General features: G+C 57.7%; 20 protein-coding genes. 11 read left to right on the forward strand and 9 right to left on the reverse strand.

The window, feature by feature from the left end:
- The gene (locus EGY12_RS21715; protein WP_123895326.1) at window positions 1-2,184 is read left to right on the forward strand and encodes a glycoside hydrolase; all 2,184 of its coding nucleotides are present in this window, start codon (window positions 1-3) and stop codon (window positions 2,182-2,184) included.
- Between the two features lie 61 nt (window positions 2,185-2,245).
- Window positions 2,246-3,631 carry a CoA transferase gene (locus tag EGY12_RS21720; protein ID WP_123895327.1) on the forward strand — a complete coding sequence of 462 codons (1,386 nt, stop codon included), beginning with the start codon at window positions 2,246-2,248 and terminating at the stop codon, window positions 3,629-3,631.
- On the opposite strand, the gene EGY12_RS21725 is transcribed toward EGY12_RS21720, so the two are convergent.
- Complete coding sequence (locus EGY12_RS21725) at window positions 3,628-4,500, reverse strand: LysR substrate-binding domain-containing protein (RefSeq protein WP_123895328.1); 873 nt, start codon at window positions 4,498-4,500, stop codon at window positions 3,628-3,630. The genes EGY12_RS21720 and EGY12_RS21725 overlap by 4 nt on opposite strands.
- Before the next feature lie 104 nt (window positions 4,501-4,604).
- Between EGY12_RS21725 and EGY12_RS21730 the strand changes: the two genes are divergently transcribed.
- Window positions 4,605-6,020 carry a pyridoxal-dependent decarboxylase gene (locus EGY12_RS21730; RefSeq protein WP_123895329.1) on the forward strand — a complete coding sequence of 472 codons (1,416 nt, stop codon included), beginning with the start codon at window positions 4,605-4,607 and terminating at the stop codon, window positions 6,018-6,020.
- A 12-nt stretch (window positions 6,021-6,032) separates the two neighbouring features.
- Here EGY12_RS21730 and EGY12_RS21735 read toward each other — a convergent pair whose 3' ends face one another.
- Window positions 6,033-6,674, reverse strand: coding sequence for a GNAT family N-acetyltransferase (locus EGY12_RS21735; RefSeq protein ID WP_123895651.1), 642 nt, complete (start codon window positions 6,672-6,674; stop codon window positions 6,033-6,035).
- Between the two features lie 793 nt (window positions 6,675-7,467).
- Between EGY12_RS21735 and rcsA the strand changes: the two genes are divergently transcribed.
- A complete protein-coding gene (gene rcsA, locus EGY12_RS21740) occupies window positions 7,468-8,097 on the forward strand; it encodes a transcriptional regulator RcsA (protein WP_123895330.1) in 630 nt (209 codons plus the stop codon).
- 217 nt (window positions 8,098-8,314) lie between these two features.
- On the opposite strand, the gene dsrB is transcribed toward rcsA, so the two are convergent.
- Both dsrB and cspE read right to left on the reverse strand, forming a co-directional pair.
- Window positions 8,315-8,515, reverse strand: coding sequence for a protein DsrB (gene dsrB / locus EGY12_RS21745; RefSeq protein WP_123895331.1), 201 nt, complete (start codon window positions 8,513-8,515; stop codon window positions 8,315-8,317).
- Between the two features lie 318 nt (window positions 8,516-8,833).
- Complete coding sequence (gene cspE / locus EGY12_RS21750) at window positions 8,834-9,046, reverse strand: transcription antiterminator/RNA stability regulator CspE (RefSeq protein ID WP_049201327.1); 213 nt, start codon at window positions 9,044-9,046, stop codon at window positions 8,834-8,836.
- A gap of 377 nt (window positions 9,047-9,423) precedes the next feature.
- Between cspE and EGY12_RS21755 the strand changes: the two genes are divergently transcribed.
- The 3 genes from EGY12_RS21755 (at window position 9,424) to EGY12_RS21765 (ending at window position 11,682) form a co-directional block, all read left to right on the forward strand.
- Window positions 9,424-9,801 carry a hypothetical protein gene (locus EGY12_RS21755; RefSeq protein ID WP_123895332.1) on the forward strand — a complete coding sequence of 126 codons (378 nt, stop codon included), beginning with the start codon at window positions 9,424-9,426 and terminating at the stop codon, window positions 9,799-9,801.
- 508 nt (window positions 9,802-10,309) lie between these two features.
- Complete coding sequence (locus tag EGY12_RS21760) at window positions 10,310-10,519, forward strand: hypothetical protein (protein WP_004935132.1); 210 nt, start codon at window positions 10,310-10,312, stop codon at window positions 10,517-10,519.
- A gap of 155 nt (window positions 10,520-10,674) precedes the next feature.
- Window positions 10,675-11,682 (forward strand): NAD(P)H-quinone oxidoreductase, encoded by a 1,008-nt coding sequence (locus EGY12_RS21765; protein ID WP_123895333.1) that lies wholly within the window; start codon window positions 10,675-10,677, stop codon window positions 11,680-11,682.
- A 42-nt stretch (window positions 11,683-11,724) separates the two neighbouring features.
- Here EGY12_RS21765 and EGY12_RS21770 read toward each other — a convergent pair whose 3' ends face one another.
- A complete protein-coding gene (locus EGY12_RS21770; RefSeq protein ID WP_123895334.1) occupies window positions 11,725-12,777 on the reverse strand; it encodes an SDR family oxidoreductase in 1,053 nt (350 codons plus the stop codon).
- A 110-nt stretch (window positions 12,778-12,887) separates the two neighbouring features.
- Between EGY12_RS21770 and EGY12_RS21775 the strand changes: the two genes are divergently transcribed.
- Window positions 12,888-13,820, forward strand: a complete 933-nt coding sequence (locus EGY12_RS21775) for a LysR family transcriptional regulator (RefSeq protein WP_123895335.1) — start codon at window positions 12,888-12,890, stop codon at window positions 13,818-13,820.
- Window positions 13,821-13,823: 3 nt separating this feature from the next.
- Here the strand turns inward: EGY12_RS21775 and EGY12_RS21780 are convergent, their stop codons facing one another.
- The 3 genes from EGY12_RS21780 to EGY12_RS21790 all read right to left on the reverse strand — a co-directional run bounded on the left by EGY12_RS21780 (window position 13,824) and on the right by EGY12_RS21790 (window position 14,769).
- Window positions 13,824-14,213: a YidB family protein gene (locus tag EGY12_RS21780; protein ID WP_019453502.1), complete on the reverse strand. Its 390-nt coding sequence runs from the start codon at window positions 14,211-14,213 to the stop codon at window positions 13,824-13,826.
- A 95-nt stretch (window positions 14,214-14,308) separates the two neighbouring features.
- Window positions 14,309-14,557 (reverse strand): GlsB/YeaQ/YmgE family stress response membrane protein, encoded by a 249-nt coding sequence (locus EGY12_RS21785; RefSeq protein WP_019453501.1) that lies wholly within the window; start codon window positions 14,555-14,557, stop codon window positions 14,309-14,311.
- A 14-nt stretch (window positions 14,558-14,571) separates the two neighbouring features.
- A complete protein-coding gene (locus tag EGY12_RS21790; RefSeq protein WP_123895336.1) occupies window positions 14,572-14,769 on the reverse strand; it encodes a YqjD family protein in 198 nt (65 codons plus the stop codon).
- Between the two features lie 627 nt (window positions 14,770-15,396).
- Here EGY12_RS21790 and EGY12_RS21795 point away from each other — a divergent pair.
- Window positions 15,397-16,317: a Kdo(2)-lipid IV(A) acyltransferase gene (locus tag EGY12_RS21795; protein ID WP_123895337.1), complete on the forward strand. Its 921-nt coding sequence runs from the start codon at window positions 15,397-15,399 to the stop codon at window positions 16,315-16,317.
- Between the two features lie 177 nt (window positions 16,318-16,494).
- A complete protein-coding gene (locus EGY12_RS21800; RefSeq protein ID WP_047730371.1) occupies window positions 16,495-16,914 on the forward strand; it encodes a VOC family protein in 420 nt (139 codons plus the stop codon).
- A gap of 15 nt (window positions 16,915-16,929) precedes the next feature.
- Here the strand turns inward: EGY12_RS21800 and EGY12_RS21805 are convergent, their stop codons facing one another.
- Window positions 16,930-17,124, reverse strand: a complete 195-nt coding sequence (locus EGY12_RS21805) for a hypothetical protein (RefSeq protein ID WP_123895338.1) — start codon at window positions 17,122-17,124, stop codon at window positions 16,930-16,932.
- Window positions 17,125-17,285: 161 nt separating this feature from the next.
- On the opposite strand from EGY12_RS21805, the gene EGY12_RS21810 reads away from it, so the two are divergent.
- Window positions 17,286-18,839: a sensor domain-containing diguanylate cyclase gene (locus tag EGY12_RS21810; protein WP_123895339.1), complete on the forward strand. Its 1,554-nt coding sequence runs from the start codon at window positions 17,286-17,288 to the stop codon at window positions 18,837-18,839.
- The last annotated feature ends 328 nt before the right edge of the window (window positions 18,840-19,167 follow it).

The following is a 19,167-nucleotide window of genomic DNA, read 5'->3' on the forward strand; positions in this document are numbered from 1 at the left end:
ATGAAACACCGACTTTCCCCGCTTGCATTCGCACTGCTCGTCAGCTTTCCCGCCGATGCCCTGCTGCTGCAACAAGGCGGCGTGCAGTTTGAACTCGATCCCGCCACGCTGCGCATTGCCGCCGGCCCTGTACCGGTCAATCTGGCACAGCCCGCGCAACAGGTGGCGGATCTCACCGCATCGCCACAACGCGCCAGCTGGCGTTGGCCGCAGAGCGCGGTCAAGGTTAGCGCCCGGCTGGAAGACGGCGATCTGCGCCTGAGCTTCAGCAGCGATCGGCCACAACTTCTGAACTGGTATCGCCTGCCGCCGCAGGCGGAAACGCTGTTGTTACCGATCGGCGAAGGCAGCCGTATTCCGCTCGACAACGCGGTCTGGCGCAATTACCTGACGACGGAAATGACGCCGCTGGATACCAATTGGGATCTGAAGCTGCCGCTGTGGAGCCAACAATACCAGGGCAAGGTCTACAGCTGGCTGATGTTGACGCCGTTCAGCAACCGGGTCACCTTCGCCGCCGCGCAGGAAAAGCTGGAGATGCGCGCCGGGCATCAGTTTAACCGCTTCAATCAACAACAGGCATTCGAGGTGCTGCTGCACATCGGCGACACACCGCTGTCCGGCGCCCGCCGCTATCGCGACTATTTGCAACAACACGGCCAGTTCAGCAGCCTGCGAGAGAAGATAAAGCAGGCGCCCGAAGGCGAAAAGCTGATCGGCGCCACTCATGTCTACCTGTGGGGCGACAAACTGCTGGCGGCGGAAGACGTCAAAGATTGGCCGGGATTGCTGCACTACCTTAGCTCTCCCGCCGCCGCCGCGCTGCGGCAAAAAATGGATACCGAGAGCAGAAAATCCCTGCTGCAGCTGGCGGGAAAAATGCCGGAAGGCTGGCAGCAACAGCCGCTGATCGACGGCATCAACCAAGCGTTGACGGCGCAAATCCCGCTGGGCGCCACGCCGGACGACGCCGATTTTCTGCAGGCGCAACAGCGCCAGGCCGCCGCGGTGCAGGAGCTGGCGCAACGGGAACTGGGGCACTGGTTAACCCCGGCGGACGGTTGGGGCCAAGGGTTGGCCAAACCGTTGATCGACGCGCTGCGCCAGGCCGGCTTGCCGCGCCTGTGGTTAGGCACCGATAACTGGACCGCAGCCTTCCTGCACCCGCAAGCGGTGGCTGCCGCCAAGGCGGCCGGCTATCTGATCGCCAGCTACGACTCCTACGATACCGCCATACCACGCGGCGTGAACGACAGCTGGCTCACCGCGCAACTGCCGACGACGCTGCGGGAAACCTGCGCCATCGTGCGCGCCGACGGCAGCAAGAAACCCGGCTTCGGCAAACAGGGTTACTACCTTAATCCAGGCTGCGTCCTGCCCTATTCGCAACGGCGCATGCGCGACCTGGTTCAACTGGCCGGGTTGAACAGCCTGTTTCTCGACGTGGACGGCACCGGCATGGTGTCGGACGACTATCAGCCAGACCACCCGACCGGCGCGGCTCAGATGGCCGAGGCGCGCAACGCTCGGTTGGCCTGGTTCAGCGCCACCCTTAAGTTGCCGCTTGGCTCGGAGGACGGCAATGCCGCGACCGCTCGCAGCCTGATGTTCGCCCACGGCATGGAAACCTGGGGATTCGGCTGGGGCGACAAACAGATGAACCAGGATAAATCCTCACCCTATTATCTCGGCGCCTGGTGGCCCAATGCCCAACCGGCATTTTTCTTCCGCCCCGCCAAGGTGAAACAGCCCTACCGCACCGTCGAATTCGACCCGCGTTACCGCCTGCCGCTGTATCAGGCCGTTTTCCACGATGCGATTGTCAGCAGCCACCACTGGAATTACGACAATCTGAAGTTCAGCGACGTTCAGATCACCCGCAGTCTGCTCAGCCAGCTGTATAACACTGCGCCGATGTTCCATCTGAGCCGCGCCACCCTGGCGGCCCGCCTGCCAGCGCTCAAACGCGCCGACGCCGCCTTCCGGCCGCTGCATCAGGCCTTGTGGGACAAAGCGCTGACCGACTTCCGCTGGCTCGATCGGGACGGCTGGGTGCAACAGACGACGTTCAGCGACGGTTCGACACTGACCGCCAACTTCAGCGCGCAGCCGTTCGCCGGCGTAGCGGCCCAGAGTCTGCGCGCCAAACTGGCCGACGGCCGCACGTTCGACGTTGCGCCTTAGCAAGGTCGCCGGCGGTGGGCTACGCTAGGCTATATTTCCGACAGTCCGCAAGGAGCGGCCGATGACGCCTCTGATCCACACTCTGCTTGACGAGATTTGGCAAAGCCTGGGACAGCGTCCCGCCCCCACCGATCGGCTGACCGTGAGCGGCGTCGGCGCACTGCCTTCGGCTTTTCCCGTCACCGAATTGGCTACCGCCGCCTGGAGCGCCGCCGGTTTGGCCTGCGCCGAATTGCTTCGCAGCAAGGCAACCGACGCGCCGCAGGTCTGGGTCGATCAACGCCTGGCCTCACTCTGGTTCGGCTGGACGCTGCGTCCGTTGGGTTGGATGCTGCCTGCCGCTTGGGACGCACTGGCCGGCGACTACGAGACAGCAGACGGATGGATACGCCTGCATACCAATGCGCCGCACCATCGGCGAGCGGTGGAACAAGTGCTGGGCTCAGCATCGGATAAAGGTACGCTGGCGGTGCGCGTGCTGAGCTGGAAAAAAAACGAGCTGGAGCAGGCGGTAATCGAGGCCGGCGGCTGCGCGGCCCAAATGCGCTCGGCGGCCGCATGGCGGCAACATATTCAGGGCAAGAGCGTGGCGCTCGAACCCTTGATCCACGCCGCGCTGCAGCCGGAAGCGCCGCCGCCAGGCTGGGCGTTGCCCATAGCCCGGCCGCTGCACGGCGTGCGGGTGCTGGACCTGACGCGCATTCTCGCCGGGCCGATCGCCACCCGTTTTCTCGCCGGTCTGGGCGCCGACGTACTGCGCATAGATCCTTACGGTTGGGATGAACCCGGCGTCGAGCACGAGGTGATGTTGGGCAAGCGCAGCGCGCGCCTCAACCTGACCAATGCGCACGATCGCCATACGTTTGAACATCTGCTGAGGAACACCGATGTGATCGTGCATGGTTACCGTGCCGGCGCGTTGGAGAAGCTGGGCTATGGTGTGGAGGAAAGGCGCACGCTGGCGCCGGGCCTGATCGACGTCTGCCTGAATGCTTACGGTTGGAGCGGGCCGTGGCGCACCCGGCGCGGATTCGACAGCCTGGTACAGATGAGCTGCGGGCTGGCAGAGGCGGGCATGGTTTGGCGCAGCGCCAGTTTTCCTGTTCCGCTACCGGTGCAGGCCCTGGATCACGCTACCGGCTATTTGATGGCGGCGGCGGTGCTGACCGGTATGGCGCATCGCCTGAACCGCGGCACCGGCTACCACGCGCGGCTGTCGCTGGCGCGCACGGCGCAACTGCTGCTGGCACATCCCTATCCGGCGCATTATCGGCCGGAAACACTGGCGCCAGCCGGCCCCGCCGACGAAAACCCGGAAACGGAACTGACTTACTGGGGAGCCGCGCAACGTCTGCGCGCCCCGTTAAGCCTGCAGGGCACGGCGCTGCAATGGGCGCTGCCGGCGACCACGCTCGGCACCTCGCAGCCGGAATGGCTGCGCCGTTAAGCCACCGCCAACTGTTGCTGCAGCCACTGCAGCAAACGTAGGACCGCCGGCGTCAGCCCGGCGGTCTGCGGCCATGCCAGATAAACGTCGTCATCGCTCAGGCGGCAGGGTTTAGCCAGCGCCACCAGCTTCCCCGCGTCGATCGCATCCTGTACCAGCAGCTGTTTCGCCAGCGCAATGCCGAACCCCTGCTCAGCCGCGCGAATCAGTAACCCGGCATCGTTGAACAACGCCTGTTGCCGCCCGCACAACGAGCGCCCCTGCGCCTCGAACCAATCGCGCCAGGGGCTGACGTCGTGTTCCAGCAACGGAATATCGCCGCCGTTTTCGAACGCCGCTCCCCACTGCCGCACCATGTCCGGTGAGGCGACCGGCAGCACGTCACCGGATGCGATGCGCTGCGCATGCAGCCCCGTCCACTGACCGCTGCCGATGCGGATCGCCGCATCGAACCCGCGCAGTGACAGATCCTGCAGCGCCAGCGATGCATCGATATCCAGCGCAATATCGGCGCAGGCTTCATGGAAGGCCGGCAGACGCGGCAACAACCAGTAATGGGCAAAAGACGGCAACACGCTAATACGCAGCGTCTGGCTTGCCGCCGCACGACGGGCGCGGGCGACACCCTGCTGCAGCACGTGCAGCGCTGGCTCTACCGCCGCCAGCAACTCTCGCCCGGCGGCATTCAGGCGCACACCGCGCCCGCGCCGTTCAAACAGCGGATAGCCGACCGCCTGCTCCAACAGCTGAATTTGCTGGCTGACTGCGCCATGCGTCAAATGCACCTGCTGCGCTGCAGCGCGCAAATTTTCCAACCTGGCGGCGATGGCGAAGGTCGGCAAGACATGCAGAGGGAGGCGTTCACTCATTCCTGGTTAACCATACTATCCAAAAAGGTCATTTTTCATCGATTTTGGCCGGCAGGCAAATGTTCTATGTTTACTCCATCATCCCTGACGCTCTCGGAGCCACCATGCACCCACTTTTACAGCAGGATCTTGCACAATTTCCGCAGATCCTCGACCACACTCGCCAGTTGGCGGAAGATTTTCTGGCCGGACTGCAGCAGCGCTCGGTCTGCCCACCGCTCGCGCAACAGCAGCTGCAACCGGGTGACGATCGGCTGGCGGAAAACGGTGAAGGCGCTCTGGCAGCGCTGGATGACTTCTGGCAACGTTATCAGGCAGGCATTTCCGCCAGCGCCGGCCCGCGTTATTTCGGCTTCGTCACCGGCGGTGCCACTCCAGCGGCGGTCGCGGCGGACTGGCTGGTTAGCGTGACAGACCAAAATAGCCAACTTAGCCATGATACGATCGCGGCGGCAATCGAGCTGGCCGCAGTGACACAGTTGAAATCTCTGCTGGGCCTGCCGGAAGCGTTCAACGGCAGCCTGGTCAGCGGCGCCACCATGGCCAATTTCACCGGGCTGGCCATTGGCCGGCAGTGGCTGGGCCAGCAGCAAGGTGTCGATGTCGCCCAACAGGGGCTGGCGGCGCTGGGGCCTCTTCGGGTGCTGGCGGCCAATCCGCACTCCAGCAGCGTGAAGGCGCTCAGCATGCTCGGCATCGGCCGCGAGGCGCTGACGATCGTCGCCAGCCTGCCGGAGTCTGAAGCCATGGATATGACGGCGCTGGAGCGGCAGCTCGCTGCCGGAGAAGGCCGCCCCACGTTGGTGCTGGCCAGCGCTGGTACGGTCAACACCGTCGCCTTCGACGATCTGCCACGCCTGCTGGCGCTGCGGGAGCGTTACCCGTTTTGGCTGCATGTCGATGCGGCCTTTGGGGGGGTGGCGGCCTGTTCGCCGCTGTATGCGCCGCGACTTGCGGGCTGGCAGTATGCGGACTCCATCACCGTCGATGCGCACAAGTGGCTGAACGTGCCGTATGACAGCGCGATCCAATTTACCCGCCATCTGGATCTGCAGATGCAGGTATTTCAGAACCATTCAGCCTATCTGGAAGCACCGACGCCGCGGCCGGACAACTATCTGCATCTGACGCCGGAAAATTCGCGTCGCTTTCGCGCCCTGCCGCTCTGGTTGACGCTGAAAGCCTATGGCCGCAGCGGCATACGGGATATCGTCGAGCGCAACGTCCGATTGGCGCAGGCTCTGGGCGCAGCGCTGGCAGACGACGACGGCTTCCATCTGCTGGCGCCGGTGAATTTGAATGTGGTGTGCTTCGCGCTCAGTCATCCACAGGGAGAGAGTGAAGCGGCGCGCGATCGCTTTCTCGAACGCCTTAGCCGGCATGGCGTGGTACGTTGCACCCCTACGCGTTATAACGGCCAGCCGGGGATCCGCGCCGCGCTGGTCAACTGGATGACGGAGGAACAGGACATCAGCCTGGCGCTGGACTCGCTGCGCCATTGCCTGGTGGAGACAGCCTAAACGCCTGATGCGTCACCCGAGCTGGAAGGCCTGCAAACGCCGTTCTTGCCGCCCGTCGTCGCCGATGTTATCCGGTGAGAGCCAGGCGGCAAACGCCGAGCGCAGCGCCGGCCACTCTCCATCAATGATCGACAGCCAATCGGTGTCGCGCGTACGCCCTTTGACGACGACCGCCTGGCGGAACGTGCCTTCGAAGCGGAAACCAAAACGCTCGGCGGCCTGACGCGAAGGCACATTGAGGCTATCGCACTTCCATTCGCCGCGCCGGTAGCCAAGATCGTCGAACAGGTGCCGCAGCATCAGGAAAATCGCCTCGCTGCCCAGCACGCTGCGCTTCATCAGCGGCGACCAGTTGATGGCACCCAGTTCGGCCACGCCGTTGGCGGGATCGATGCGCAAAAAAGCGCAGGTTCCCACGGCACGCCCGTTCACCTGATCGACCACCACCATCGTGCTTCTGTCAGCACTGGACGCTTGAGTCAGAAGATAGCGCTGGAACTCCTCGCGGGTCTGCGGCCGCGCCCAAAACAGATAGGTCCAATCACGGTCGTCCGCAGCAATTTGATAAGCCTGATAGAGCTCATCCCCCCAGCGCTCAAGGCTTAATGGTTCAAGGCGACAAAAACGCCCTTGCAGTAACTTGTGCCCAGGTATGCCTGCCGGTTGCCAATGATGGAGGGCATCGCCTATCGGCTGCCCATACTGATTCCGTCTCACCGCGACATCCTGTTTTTGCAAGGTGGAAAGGCAAGTTAAAACCAACGAGGGTCAGAGACAACTCCGACCTCCCACCGCCCCTTGCCGGTCGGGTCAAAAGGAAATAGTTTAGAGAAATCACTCAATCACCGTTACACATTCACAGAGATGATTTCAAATGAAATAAATATCCATATAACTCATTGTAAAATGGTGGTTTACGGCAACAATTAAGCTACACATTTCAGCCAGAACGTTAACTTTTTCTTGTTGCTTGGGTAAAAAAAAGAAGTGATTCTCATTATCGCACAAAAGAGCGCAACATTAACATATTGATTTTTATTAAAAAAAACAGAAAAAACAAACAAGACACTTTTTGAACACTCAAAAAATGTACCCAAACGCCTCAAAAAACCAACACATGAATTTTTTTTAAGACTTTTCCTAGCAAACTAAAATTTTGTTTCGTGACATGATGAGCAGAATCTCGGCAAGCAATGCTGGCAGGCGCAGGCGCCAAGCGCGGATCGAGCGCATCATGTCAAAGCTGAGCGAACAGCAAATCGCTCTGACTTAAGCCAAACTTATAGATTCATGTGATTAATAAGTTTAGTATGAAAATATCATTGAGTGCCGTCGTGTTTATTGATAGAACACTCGCTACACTGAATTATTGCTCCATTTTGCCTTTCGGCTTTTTAGGCTTTTTCTCATATTACCGCAGTAAAACGGATTTAAGTGGGGGTGCGATATGCCAACGATTATCATGGATTCATGTAGCTATACCAGACTGGGGTTAACCGACTATCTGACTTCGCATGGCGTGAAGAAGCGCCATATTAATGCCATCGAGGATATTGACAGCCTGCATGAAAAATGCAGCAAGTTGAATCCTAGCCTGGTGTTTATTAACGAGGACTGCTTCATCCACGAAGCAAACGCCACCGAGCGAATAAAACGGGTGATTTCACTGCACCCGGATACGTTATTCTTCATCTTCATGGCTATTACCAATGTACATTTCGACGATTATTTATATGTTCGCAAGAATGTCATCATATCGTCAAAATCCATCAAGCCAGAGACGATGAATCAGTTACTTAGCCACTATCTCGAGAAAACGTCCATGCGGACGGAGAAATCCTCTCTGGACCAAACGCCGGTAACGCTGAGCCAGACCGAATCGAACATGCTACGCATGTGGATGTCCGGTCAAGGCACCATCCAGATATCAGACCAGATGCAAATAAAGGCCAAAACGGTTTCTTCCCACAAAGGAAACATCAAGCGGAAAATAAAGACGCACAACAAGCAGATCATTTACCACGTTGTTCGTTTGACCGATACGCTGACCAGTGGAATATTTGTCAATAGCCGTTAAACCTCAGAGAATGCCCCCACTCTGTTTTTTCGGCCGTTAAATATCCGATGATAATGTCATCTGGATATCAGATGCTGGAACCACCGAAAGAATACCTGCTGCGTTATCCCCCGCTAACGCAACGGGTATTTTTTACCATTGATAAAAAAAATCTTACCGCAACGAAATAATCTCAAAATGGACAATTTCATTAGCAAATTAATGAGATTAGCCGACGTTACTGTCCATGCTCGCGACAAGGCTCCACAAACGTGCCGTCACGGCTGTCGATTTCATTAAAAAACCATACGCCCGCCGGGTAATCCTCAAGAGAAACCAGATACATGGTGCCTTCGTTGAACACCTCTACGGCCAGAACGACGCCTTCGCGCCGCGGGCCACCATCTGTTTTTACCGTCACTCGATCGTTAACCTGCATACCGTTCCCCATTATTTGCGATTGGCATCAGTGTATTACAAAAGCCAGGGGAAAGGACACCATCCCAATCCGCGCCGCCTCGCTATCAGCGTAGCAGCCGCCTGGATTTTCACTTTCTTAACGGTTTGACCGCAGAATCTTAAGCCGGCCTCGCGTAGCCTGTCTGCAAGCGTTTCCCCCCCAGAGAAGCGCTTGCAAATGAAGAAGTAACAAGGAACTTTTGCCCGCAGACTTGCGGGCTTTTTTTGTGCGCCGCCGAATTGCAGGCATAAAAAAACCCGCCGCGGCGGGTTTTTTTCAATCAGCGGTAGACGCCAATTAGATAGCGGTAACGTTAGCCGCAGATGGACCTTTCGCACCGTTCTCGATAGAGAACTGTACGTTCTGGCCTTCAGCCAGGGTCTTGAAGCCTTGATCCTGGATAGCAGAGAAGTGTACGAATACGTCTTTGCTGCCGTCTGCTGGGGTGATGAAACCAAAACCTTTAGCTTCGTTGAACCACTTCACTTGACCTTTGATCAGGTTAGACATGTCTATCTTCCTTCAATAATAAATGTAAGCCGCTATGGGCGATATAGCCGGTCATCAGTTACTTATGGAGGCACTGGAAAGGAAATTCGTCAGAGAAGGGCTATCCGGGATAACGCTTTTAATTTGAACTACTTTACTCAAAATGTCGTGCATAAATAGGTCTGTACCACAGGCCGGGAAACATTAACTCACGAGCGGGCGGCAATAGCAACTCTTTTCGCCTCGTCGTGCCGTTTACCTTGGCTAAACGTACAGGATTTGACCCTGTTTGCCGACGCGATCGTCACGTGCGTCCCCTTGCCTGACGAGACAAATGATAGTAATTATCGTTACGCTGTTTTATAGTTACATGACGTAATCATCCAGGGAGACTCACCATGCCGAGATGGCTCACATTACCGGCCACCAGCATTACCATTCTGCTGGCCTTTTCCGCTTACGGCGCCCCGCTGGGCGCGCTGGAGCTGAATTACCAGCCCCCTGAACCCAGCGTTACCCCTCCGCCCAAACCTGTGGCAGCACCAGGGCCGGCGCCCAAGGCGACAAAACCGCCAATTACCTGGGCAGAGGCACGTGAAAAGAACGGTTTTCGCGTCGATATCGAGTGCGATCATCCTGGCTGCAGCAAACCACGCGCCAAACCTTACCCCGCGTATGAAGGTCCGGTAAAGAAAACCGATCGTCGCCGCCAATCCGATCCTTATTCCACCAATCAGGACCCCGATTACAACATTCAGTTGGGCTATGAGTGGTAGCGGCGCTTTCGGAGTAATACCTATATCAGCCGCCCTCGCCGCTGCATAGAATAGCGTCAGTTCACCACTCCTCCTGGTGTTGAACACAACAAGCTGTGTTGCAAATCTTTATGCGCCTCCCTATAGGCGCTTTTTTTATCCTTCCCTCATGCCAGTTTCCCGATTACAGATTGCTCTCATTGCCTCGTAAAGTGATGAATGTCACAAATACGCCTCCTTGCCATTTTTATTCGGAGGTGATGTTCATGGCTACAGGATCCCTTGTCCTCCTGGCCGCCTTGGCCGGCATTGCGAGCTATTCGCTCTATAAACACTTTAAATCTCAAAAGAAAAGTACATTCGTTCGCCCGCGCGATCGGTAATCGATAGCGTGTTTACACCGCGAAGGCGCGGCGCGCCGCACGCCGCGCCTTCGTGGACCGTCATGTTTTCATCACAAAATTGTCACAATATGGCCATATGATGATTCGCGATTATCCGCTCTGGCTTAACACCAAGGATTTCGCCCATGACCATAATTAAAGCTGCAAACCATCAGGAAGCAGAAAAGCTCATCCGCGCCGGCACAGCCAAAAAAATCGAACTGGCCTATGATATCGGCAGCGACGACTTCTTCCAGCTTGCCAGCCTGTGGTGCGATAAAGGCGCCAAGATCTCCAAAGGGAAAGAACACTTTATCGTCTCGTTGAAGGGGTTTCGCATTCCCCCTAACGATTGATGCCCAGCCGCCCATCGAGGCGGCTTCCCCTCCCCTCCTCGAAAAACCGCTCTATTCGACCACGCGCACCTCATTCGATTTCGCTAAGCTATCAGCAGACTTTATTGCGGGCGTTCTGCCTGATAACCACGTCCGCCACGATGAGGAGACTGTCCATGTCAACAAATGCAACGCTGCCCGGCACAATGAAAGCGATTGAAATCAGCCAACCGGGCGCCCCCGAGGTTCTGGTCGTCACCGAACGTCCGGTGCCCGTTCCACAAGCGGGCGAACTTCTGGTGAAAATCGCCGCCGCCGGCGTTAATCGTCCCGACGTACTGCAGCGCCAGGGGAGCTATGCGCCACCGCCCGGCGCTTCGGATATTCCCGGCCTGGAAATCGCCGGCGAAGTGGTCGCCGTCGGTGAAGGCGTGACTCATTTCGCACTCGGCGACCGGGTTTGCGCCCTGATCGCCGGCGGCGGCTATGCCGAATACTGCACCGTGCATGAAAGCAATGCTTTGCCGGTACCGACGGGGCTGAGCTTGACCGAGGCCGCCGCGCTGCCGGAAACCTTCTTTACCGTCTGGGTCAACGTGTTCCAGCGTGGCCACCTTAAAGCCGGCGAAACCGTGTTGATCCACGGTGGCACCTCCGGTATCGGCACGGTCGCCACCATGCTGGCGAAGGCCTTCTGCGCACAGGTAATCACCACTGTCGGCTCCGAAGAAAAGCGCCAAGCCAGCCTGGCACTGGGCGCCGACGTAGCGATTAACTACCGCAGCGAAGATTTTGTCGCACGCACCAAAGACGTCACCGACGGCAAAGGCGCCGACGTGATAGTCGATCTGATCGCCGGCGACTATGTAGCCAAGAACTATCAGGCCGCAGCGATGGAAGGCCGTATCGTGCAAATCGGCACGCAAAATGGCGTGGTAAAAGAGCTCAATCTGATGCCGCTGCTGTTGAAACGCCTGACCCATACCGGTTCGACGCTACGCTCGCGCAGCGTCGCGGACAAGGCGCAGATTGCCGCAGAACTGCGCGAGAAGGTTTGGCCGCTGCTGGAGCGCGGCGTGCTGAAGCCGCAAATATTTAAAACCTTCCCGCTCGAGCAGGCCGCCGCCGCGCATGCGCTGATGGAGTCCAGCGAGCACATCGGCAAGATCATGCTGACGTTCTGAGGCCATTCCCCGCGGCCCGTGCTGCGGGGAACCGATGCGCGCTCAGGGAATAATCCCGCGGCGGCGGAACTCATCGAACAGCGAGAAAAACATGGCTTCGGTGTCGACAAACTGATGGAAACCGAATCGCCGCGCCTTGCTGCCGTCCGCGAACATGTCATAGTCCCAGGAAAAAACGAAATCGGCGAAACGCCAGCCGCTCACCGCGCGATAGTCCGGTTCGGTCAATTGGTGCCGTTGCACCAGCTCTCGCCACAGCGGCGCTTTATCCGCCATCATGCTCTCCAGCGGCATCGGCAGCGGCGGCGCGCAGTCCAATCCGAAGTAAGCGGCAATCTTCGGCCACATGTCGCTCCAACGGAAAAGATCGCCATTGTTGATATTAAACGCCTGATTAGCCGCTGCCGGTTCGATCGCCGCCCACAGCGTGGCGCGCGCCAACAGCCCGGCGTCGGTCATTTCCAACAGGCTGTGATAAGCGCCCGGCTTACCAGGGAAGCGCAGCGGCAGGCCGAGCGCTTTACTGATCGACGCGTAGACCGCGATGCTTAACGCCAGATTCATCGGGTTGCCGAGCGAGAAGCCCCCCACCACGCTCGGGCGAATGGCGCTCCAATGCCAACGTTTGCCGGCCTGACGCCGCTCCAGATACTGCTGTTGCGCCACGTTAAACTCCGGCGGCATATGCCCGGCGTCGCTTTCACGAGCCGGCGTTTTAAACGGCCCCAAATGAGCGCCATATACCTTATAGCCCTGCATCAGGCTGACATGCTCCAACGCCGGTGCGATCGGCTCCAACCCCTCGACGACGTTTTGCAACATCTGCAGATTGGGCGCCACCAGGCCCGCCCAATCCGGCGCATCCTGGTAGGCGGCATAGAAAACGTGGCTAACCGCGCTCAGCGGCCGCAGCGCGTCGCGCGTCGCCGCCGCATCCAGCAGATCTACCTTTAGGTCGCATACCCCAGGTGCCGGTTGCCCACCCCGGCGCGAGACGCCCACCACGGGCCAGCCCTGACCGGTCAGTTCCTCAATCAAACGGCGCCCTATCACGCCATTGGCGCCGATCACTAACGCCTGCCGCTTTGCATTCATCTTGTCTCTCCTCGGGTTGTCGAGGTTCTGAGTGTTATTGATTAGCGACCCTTGCGGTAGAAGAGACTTTCCACTAACACTCATAAGAAATATTTATAGGCAAGATCGATATGGATAAGCTGAACGCAATGAAAACCTTTATGCGGGTGGCGGAGCTGGGCAGCTTGTCGGCCGCCGCTCGCGATCTGCGTTTGACGCAGCCGGCGGTCAGTCAACAAATCGCCGGCCTGGAGCAGCAACTGGGGGCCCAACTGCTGTTTCGCAGCACCCGGGCGGTCACCCTGACCGATGCCGGCAATGATTACTACTTGCGCCTCAAACCGATTCTGGCGGCAGTCGACGAAGCGGAAGAAGCATTGCACGGCCAGCGCCACCGGCTGCAGGGCAACCTGCGCATTCACGCACCGACCGGGTTCGGGCAACGCCACGTCACGCCGCTGGCCATCGCATTCCAGCAGCGCCATCCGGATCTCACCATCGAGCTGCTGCTGGACGATCGCCGCGCCGACGTGATAGGTGAAGGCATCGACGTGGCGTTGCGCTTCGGCGAACTGCACGCGCCCGGCATGGTGGCGAAACGCCTGGGTGAACTGCAACGCCTGCTGGTGGCATCACCGGCCTATCTGGCAAAGCACGGCGTGCCACGCTCGCCGGCAGAGTTGGCAAAGCATGCGCACATTCGTTACAGCGGTTTGAACGACGGCGATACGCTCACCCTGATCGGCCCGCACGGCCCCGAGATAGTGGCTCTACAGCCCATCTTCCGCGCCAATAATACGCTATCGCTGCTGACGGCTATCGAGGCAGGGCTCGGTGTCGGCGGCGCTCAGCGGCCCTTGATCGGCGAGCAACTGGCGACAGGGGCGCTGGTGCCCGTCTTGCCGGAATACCGCTATCCGCCCATGGCGCTGCACGCGGTCTATCCCGCTTTACGTTTTATTCCGGAGAAAGTGCGCGCCTGGGTGGCGCATCTGCAACAGGCGTTAACGGCGATTGAGGGGATCAGCGGAGTGAATGCCCCCGGCCAGACGCCGGGAGCATAATCATTATTTGAACAGTTTGCCGACCATATCGCCGAGTTCATTGCTGTCTTGCTGCACTTCGCCATTTGGCGAGGCGGCATCCGCAACCGTTGGCAAGAACTGTGCAATGGTGCTGGAGGCTTGGGCCGGATCAACACCCAGTTTTTCAGCCAGTTGATTGATCGCGTCACTACCCAGCGCCTGCTGTACATGATCGCCGGTAATTGGCTGGTTTTCACCATTGCCGAGCCAGGAACCGACGATATCGCCGAACTGCCCCTGGCGGAACTTGTCCAAAATGGCCTGCAGGCCACCTTGTTGCTCAACCCACTGCATAATGGCGATATAATCGATGCCTTTACCGTTGGCGCCGCCGCCCAGAATGTTACCCAATACGCTATCGAACAGACCCATGATATTCCCCTTTCAGCCGGTGCGGCCCGCGCCGCACAGGCGGATTGATTTCACGAAAAAGGGCCGCCGCGGCGACCCTGTTGAGCAACGGCTGCTTAGCCTTTGATCTTCCTGTAGACAAAAAGCACCACCAAGGCACCGATTACCGCCACCACAAAGCTGCCCAGGTTAAAACCGTCAACGCGACCCATACCGAAGAAGGTGCTGATATAGCCGCCGACCACGGCGCCCACGACCCCCAGTACTACGGTCATAATAAACCCGCCGCCGTCTTTGCCCGGCATAATCCATTTGGCCAGGATACCGGCGATTAAACCAAAAATGATCCAGGAAATGATGCCCATTTTTACTCTCCCTATTACCTTTTGCCTAACAGAAATCCTATTACCAGGCCCACGACGGCGCCGGCGCCTATCCCCGCCCAAGGATTATCCTTGATGCAGGCACATGATTGCTCGAGCGCTGCTTTTACGCCGCTGCTCACTTCGCAGGCGGTGACTTTCACGTAGTCGCTCGGTTGCTCAACACCGTTTAGATCGTCATTTTCATATGACATGTCAAATCCTTACAGACCAACCCTCTGAGAACTTCGTCACATGTTTCACGCCCGACGCCGCCCGCTCCGCGATCATGCTCTGGGCAATCTGCCCGCTACCGCTCAATGCAGGGGGTACGGCGGCAAACGTACAACTTCACACTATGACTATAGTAAAAAATCAGCGGTTTACCCATTTCCATCCGTCTGAATTTTATCGTACAAAAAACGTTCTGATTTCATCCTGCTGTCATCTCGAGAGACTAAACTTTAAACAAACCTCCCGGAGGAGACGCCGATGTTCAATGCACCGTTTGTCCTGATTCTCGCGCTACTCTACACGCTGGCCGCCGTTTGGGACGGTTCCGCCGCGTTACTGTTTTTCTAAGGTTACATACCGTTTGTCACTTTTGCGACGCGCTTAATTGTGTCTGTATTTTTCAATGATGCCAGCCGGTTGAAATAGCGGTAAATATCCTTCATTCCCTCGGTAAAAATCCTATCTCGCTCCGTTTTCCGTCCGTCATTAAATAAAGCGTAAAAAAAAGCATTAATGGAAAACCCTATTTAGCACAAAATGTTCTATCATTCGCCCTATAACAATTTGGGTTAAGGTCCCATTGGGAAAGAAAAGGAATAACAGAAAAAATGCTTTTTAACCAACGCTTTGAGCGCGAATTCTTGCGCCCTCGTTATTGGTCGCTGTGGATAGGGCTGGGAATACTCTATCTTTTGGTGTTACTGCCCTACCCGTTCATATATCGGCTTGGACACGGCCTCGGCAGAATAGCCATGCGCCTGATGAAACGTCGGGTAAAAATAGCACGCCGCAATTTAGAGCTCTGCTTCCCCGCTATGCCCACCGCCGAACGCGAGGCGTTGATCGTCAAAAATTTTGAGTCCGTCGGCATGGGCTTGTTTGAAGTCGGCATGGCCTGGTTCTGGCCCGACTGGCGCATCGCCCGCTGGTTCAAGGTAAGCGGCATGGAAAACATGCAATTGGCGCGTCAGGACGGGAAAGGCGTTTTGCTGATCGGTCTGCATTTCCTGACGCTGGAACTGGGCGCGCGCATTTTCGGCATGCAAAACCCCGGCATCGGCGTACATCGCCCGCACAACAACAAGCTGATGGAGTGGGTACAGACCCGCGGCCGGTTGCGCTCGAATAAATTCATGCTCGATCGTAAGGATATCAAAGGCATGATCCGCAACCTGAAACAGGGTGAAATCCTGTGGTACGCGCCGGATCACGATTACGGCCCGCAAAGCAGCGTGTTCGCGCCGTTCTTTGCCGTGGAAAACGCCGCCACGACGACCGGTACTTTCATCCTGGCGCGCATGGGGCGGCCGTCGATCGTGCCTTTCGTGCCGCGCCGCCTGCCGAATGCGCAGGGCTACGAGCTGATCGTTCAGCCACCGCTGAAGGACTTCCCGCTGGATGATGAAACGCGTGCAGCGGCCTTGATGAACCGCGTGGTGGAAGAGCAGGTGCTGTTGGCGCCCGATCAGTACATGTGGTTGCACCGCCGCTTTAAAACCCGCCCACCCGGTGAACCTTCGCTGTATTAACGCCCTCGCGCCTTCGCCCGTTACACCGCTGGCGAAGGCGCACTCGCCTCGCACAAGCATTCCTCGCCAAGGGAACTACACTAATAAGTCACCGACGGCAATCATTGCCGCCAGCAACCATTTCTTCCTGCCCGAGGGCCGGTCGTTGCCTGTCGGGCCACAACCGAGGTCAATGTCATGCTGGTACAACCCTATCTGTTTTTCAGCGGTAACTGTGAGCAAGCGATTAACTTCTACGTGCAGCAATTGAATGCCAAAATTGAAATGGTCATGCGCTACAAAGACATGCCAGAAGAAGCCCGCCAAGGTGGGCCACAAGATGTCAACCCGGAGGCGATCATGCATGCACGCCTGCTGATCGGCGACGGCGTGCTGATGGCCTCCGACGGCTGTCCGCAGGATGACAGCGGCGGCGCTTCCCATAAAGGCTTCTCGCTGTCTCTGAACCCCAGCGATGCGGAGCAAGGGCGCAAGCTGTTCGATAATCTGGCGCAGGGCGGCCAGGTGACGATGCCTTACCAAGCCACCTTTTGGGCCAAAGGTTTCGGCATGCTGACCGATAAATTCGGCGTCAACTGGATGATCAATGTCGAATAATCCGTCATGGCGCCGCTAGCTATAGCGGTGCCAGTCATACGCCGCCTTGGCGAACAGCACGAACAGCAGCGTCAACAACGCCAATCCCAACCGCCAGTAAGGCGACCGGCGCCGCCGCCAGGCGATGTACATCATCACCGCCAGCGCCCCCAGCGTGAGGGGGTAATACGCCGCCAGCGTCAGTAAAGCGATAATGATGTAATCCGACATTGACTCTTTTACTCCGTAGTATTCACACCGCTGCGGATGCAGGTTGCGGCATGCCTTTCTCCGTATCGCCTCGTTAAGGGCTAGAGGTCTGGCGCATTTATGCATAAAATATAGGATTGCTCTTAACTCAAATTGAATAGTAATCAAACCACAAGGGTGACATGACTCAGCAGCAACCCATACAGGATGCCGTGCCACCGCGCAGCGTTAAAAGCTCTCCATTATTATTTCAGGCCGGCGTGTTTGTCATCATCGTTGCCGCCACGCTGATCCTTTTCAACAGCTGGCAAATCTGGAGCGGGCACCAACGCGATCTGCGCAGCGCCGAACATGAATCCGCCAACCTCGCCCGATCGCTGGCGCAGCACGCCGACGATACCTTCATGCAGGTAGACGGCAATCTGCTCGATCTGACCGAACGCATCCAGACCGATGGGCTGGGCTCATCGCAGCTAACGCGACTGCAGCGGGTGATGCAGACGCAGGTCGGCAACCTGCCGCAGCTGCATGGGCTATTTATCTATGATGCCCGCGGCCGCTGGATGGCGACCTCCTCGGGCAAGTTCATCAAGAACGCCAACAACGCCGATCGCGATTACTTCAAATACCATCAAAACCGCGACGGCGGCGGTCTGTACATCGGCAAGGTGATCCGCAGCCGCACCACCGGCGATCTGATCATCCCCGTTTCGCGGCGTTTCAACAACCCGGACGGCAGCTTTGGCGGCGTGGTGCTTGCGACGCTTTACGTCGATTATTTCCGCCAGTTTTACGACAGTTTCGCCCTCAACACCGACGCCTCGTTGAACCTGCTGCTGGCGGACGGCACCATCCTTTACCGCCGTCCTTACTCGGCGGCCTCGATCGGTAAAAACATCGCCAAGGGCGTGCTGTTCAGTGAGATTTTGCCGCATTCGGAGTTCGGCAACGCCACCATCACTTCGTTGTACGACAAAGTGGAGCGCATCTACGGCTATTCGCGGGTCAATCGTTTTCCGCTGGTGATCGCCGCCGGGCTGTCAAAACGCGACGCCTTAGCGGACTGGCGCACCGACGCCGGCCTGTTCGCCGCCGGCGGCCTCTCTCTGCTGGCGATCCTGCTGGCGATGGGTATGGTGCTGCTGCGGCAAATCAAACACAGCATGCAAACCGAAGCCGAGCTGATGCGCACTCGCGATCAGCTGACCAGCATCAACCAGATGCTCGAAGAATTGGCGCTGTTGGACGGCCTGACCGGTCTGGCCAACCGCCGCCAATTTGATATCGCGCTGAAAAATGAGCTGGCGCGCGCCTCGCGCAACTACCGCAGCGTGGCGCTATTGATGCTGGATATCGACTACTTCAAACAGTACAACGACAGCTATGGCCACGTCGCCGGCGATCAGTGCCTGCAGCAGATCGGTCAAACGCTGAAAGGATTGGCTTGCCGTAGCAACGACATTCTGGCGCGCTACGGCGGCGAAGAGATGGGAATTATCCTGCCGGATACCGACGTGCAAGGCGCGCTGATTTTCGCCGAGCGCGTCATCAACGCGGTTCGCGATCTGAAGATTCCACATCAGGGCAACCCACACGGCATCGTCACGATCAGCATCGGCATCTGCGCCAAAGTGCCACATATGTACAACGATACGCCAATCAGCTTTATCAATGAGGCGGACAGCGCGCTGTACCAGGCCAAGAAAAAGGGTAAAAACTGCATTTACGGCGCTTAATTATTAATCGGGCCGCCGCGAGCCGGCGGTCCAATTAACTCCCTTCGTGAAAGTAAAATAATTTCAATTAGAAATATTCCCTCACCGGTTTTATCCTGTTTTCTCACTACAATGCGGCAAAAAATAAACAGGATATTTATTTTAATTAAAAATCAACAAGATAAAAAAATCACCGTTCGACAGCCAATTCGTGCCTTTTTTGATTATTCGTGCCTCCGCCGGGCCTCGTTTAACTTCCGTTTACTTTTTATTGGCGCTGCCGGTGATACCCTTAACAGGACTATTCTATATATCAGGAAGCCATCGCACGCTTCGGCGCAATGCGCCC

This window comes from Serratia sp. FDAARGOS_506 (assembly GCF_003812745.1).
Lineage (GTDB): Bacteria > Pseudomonadota > Gammaproteobacteria > Enterobacterales > Enterobacteriaceae > Serratia.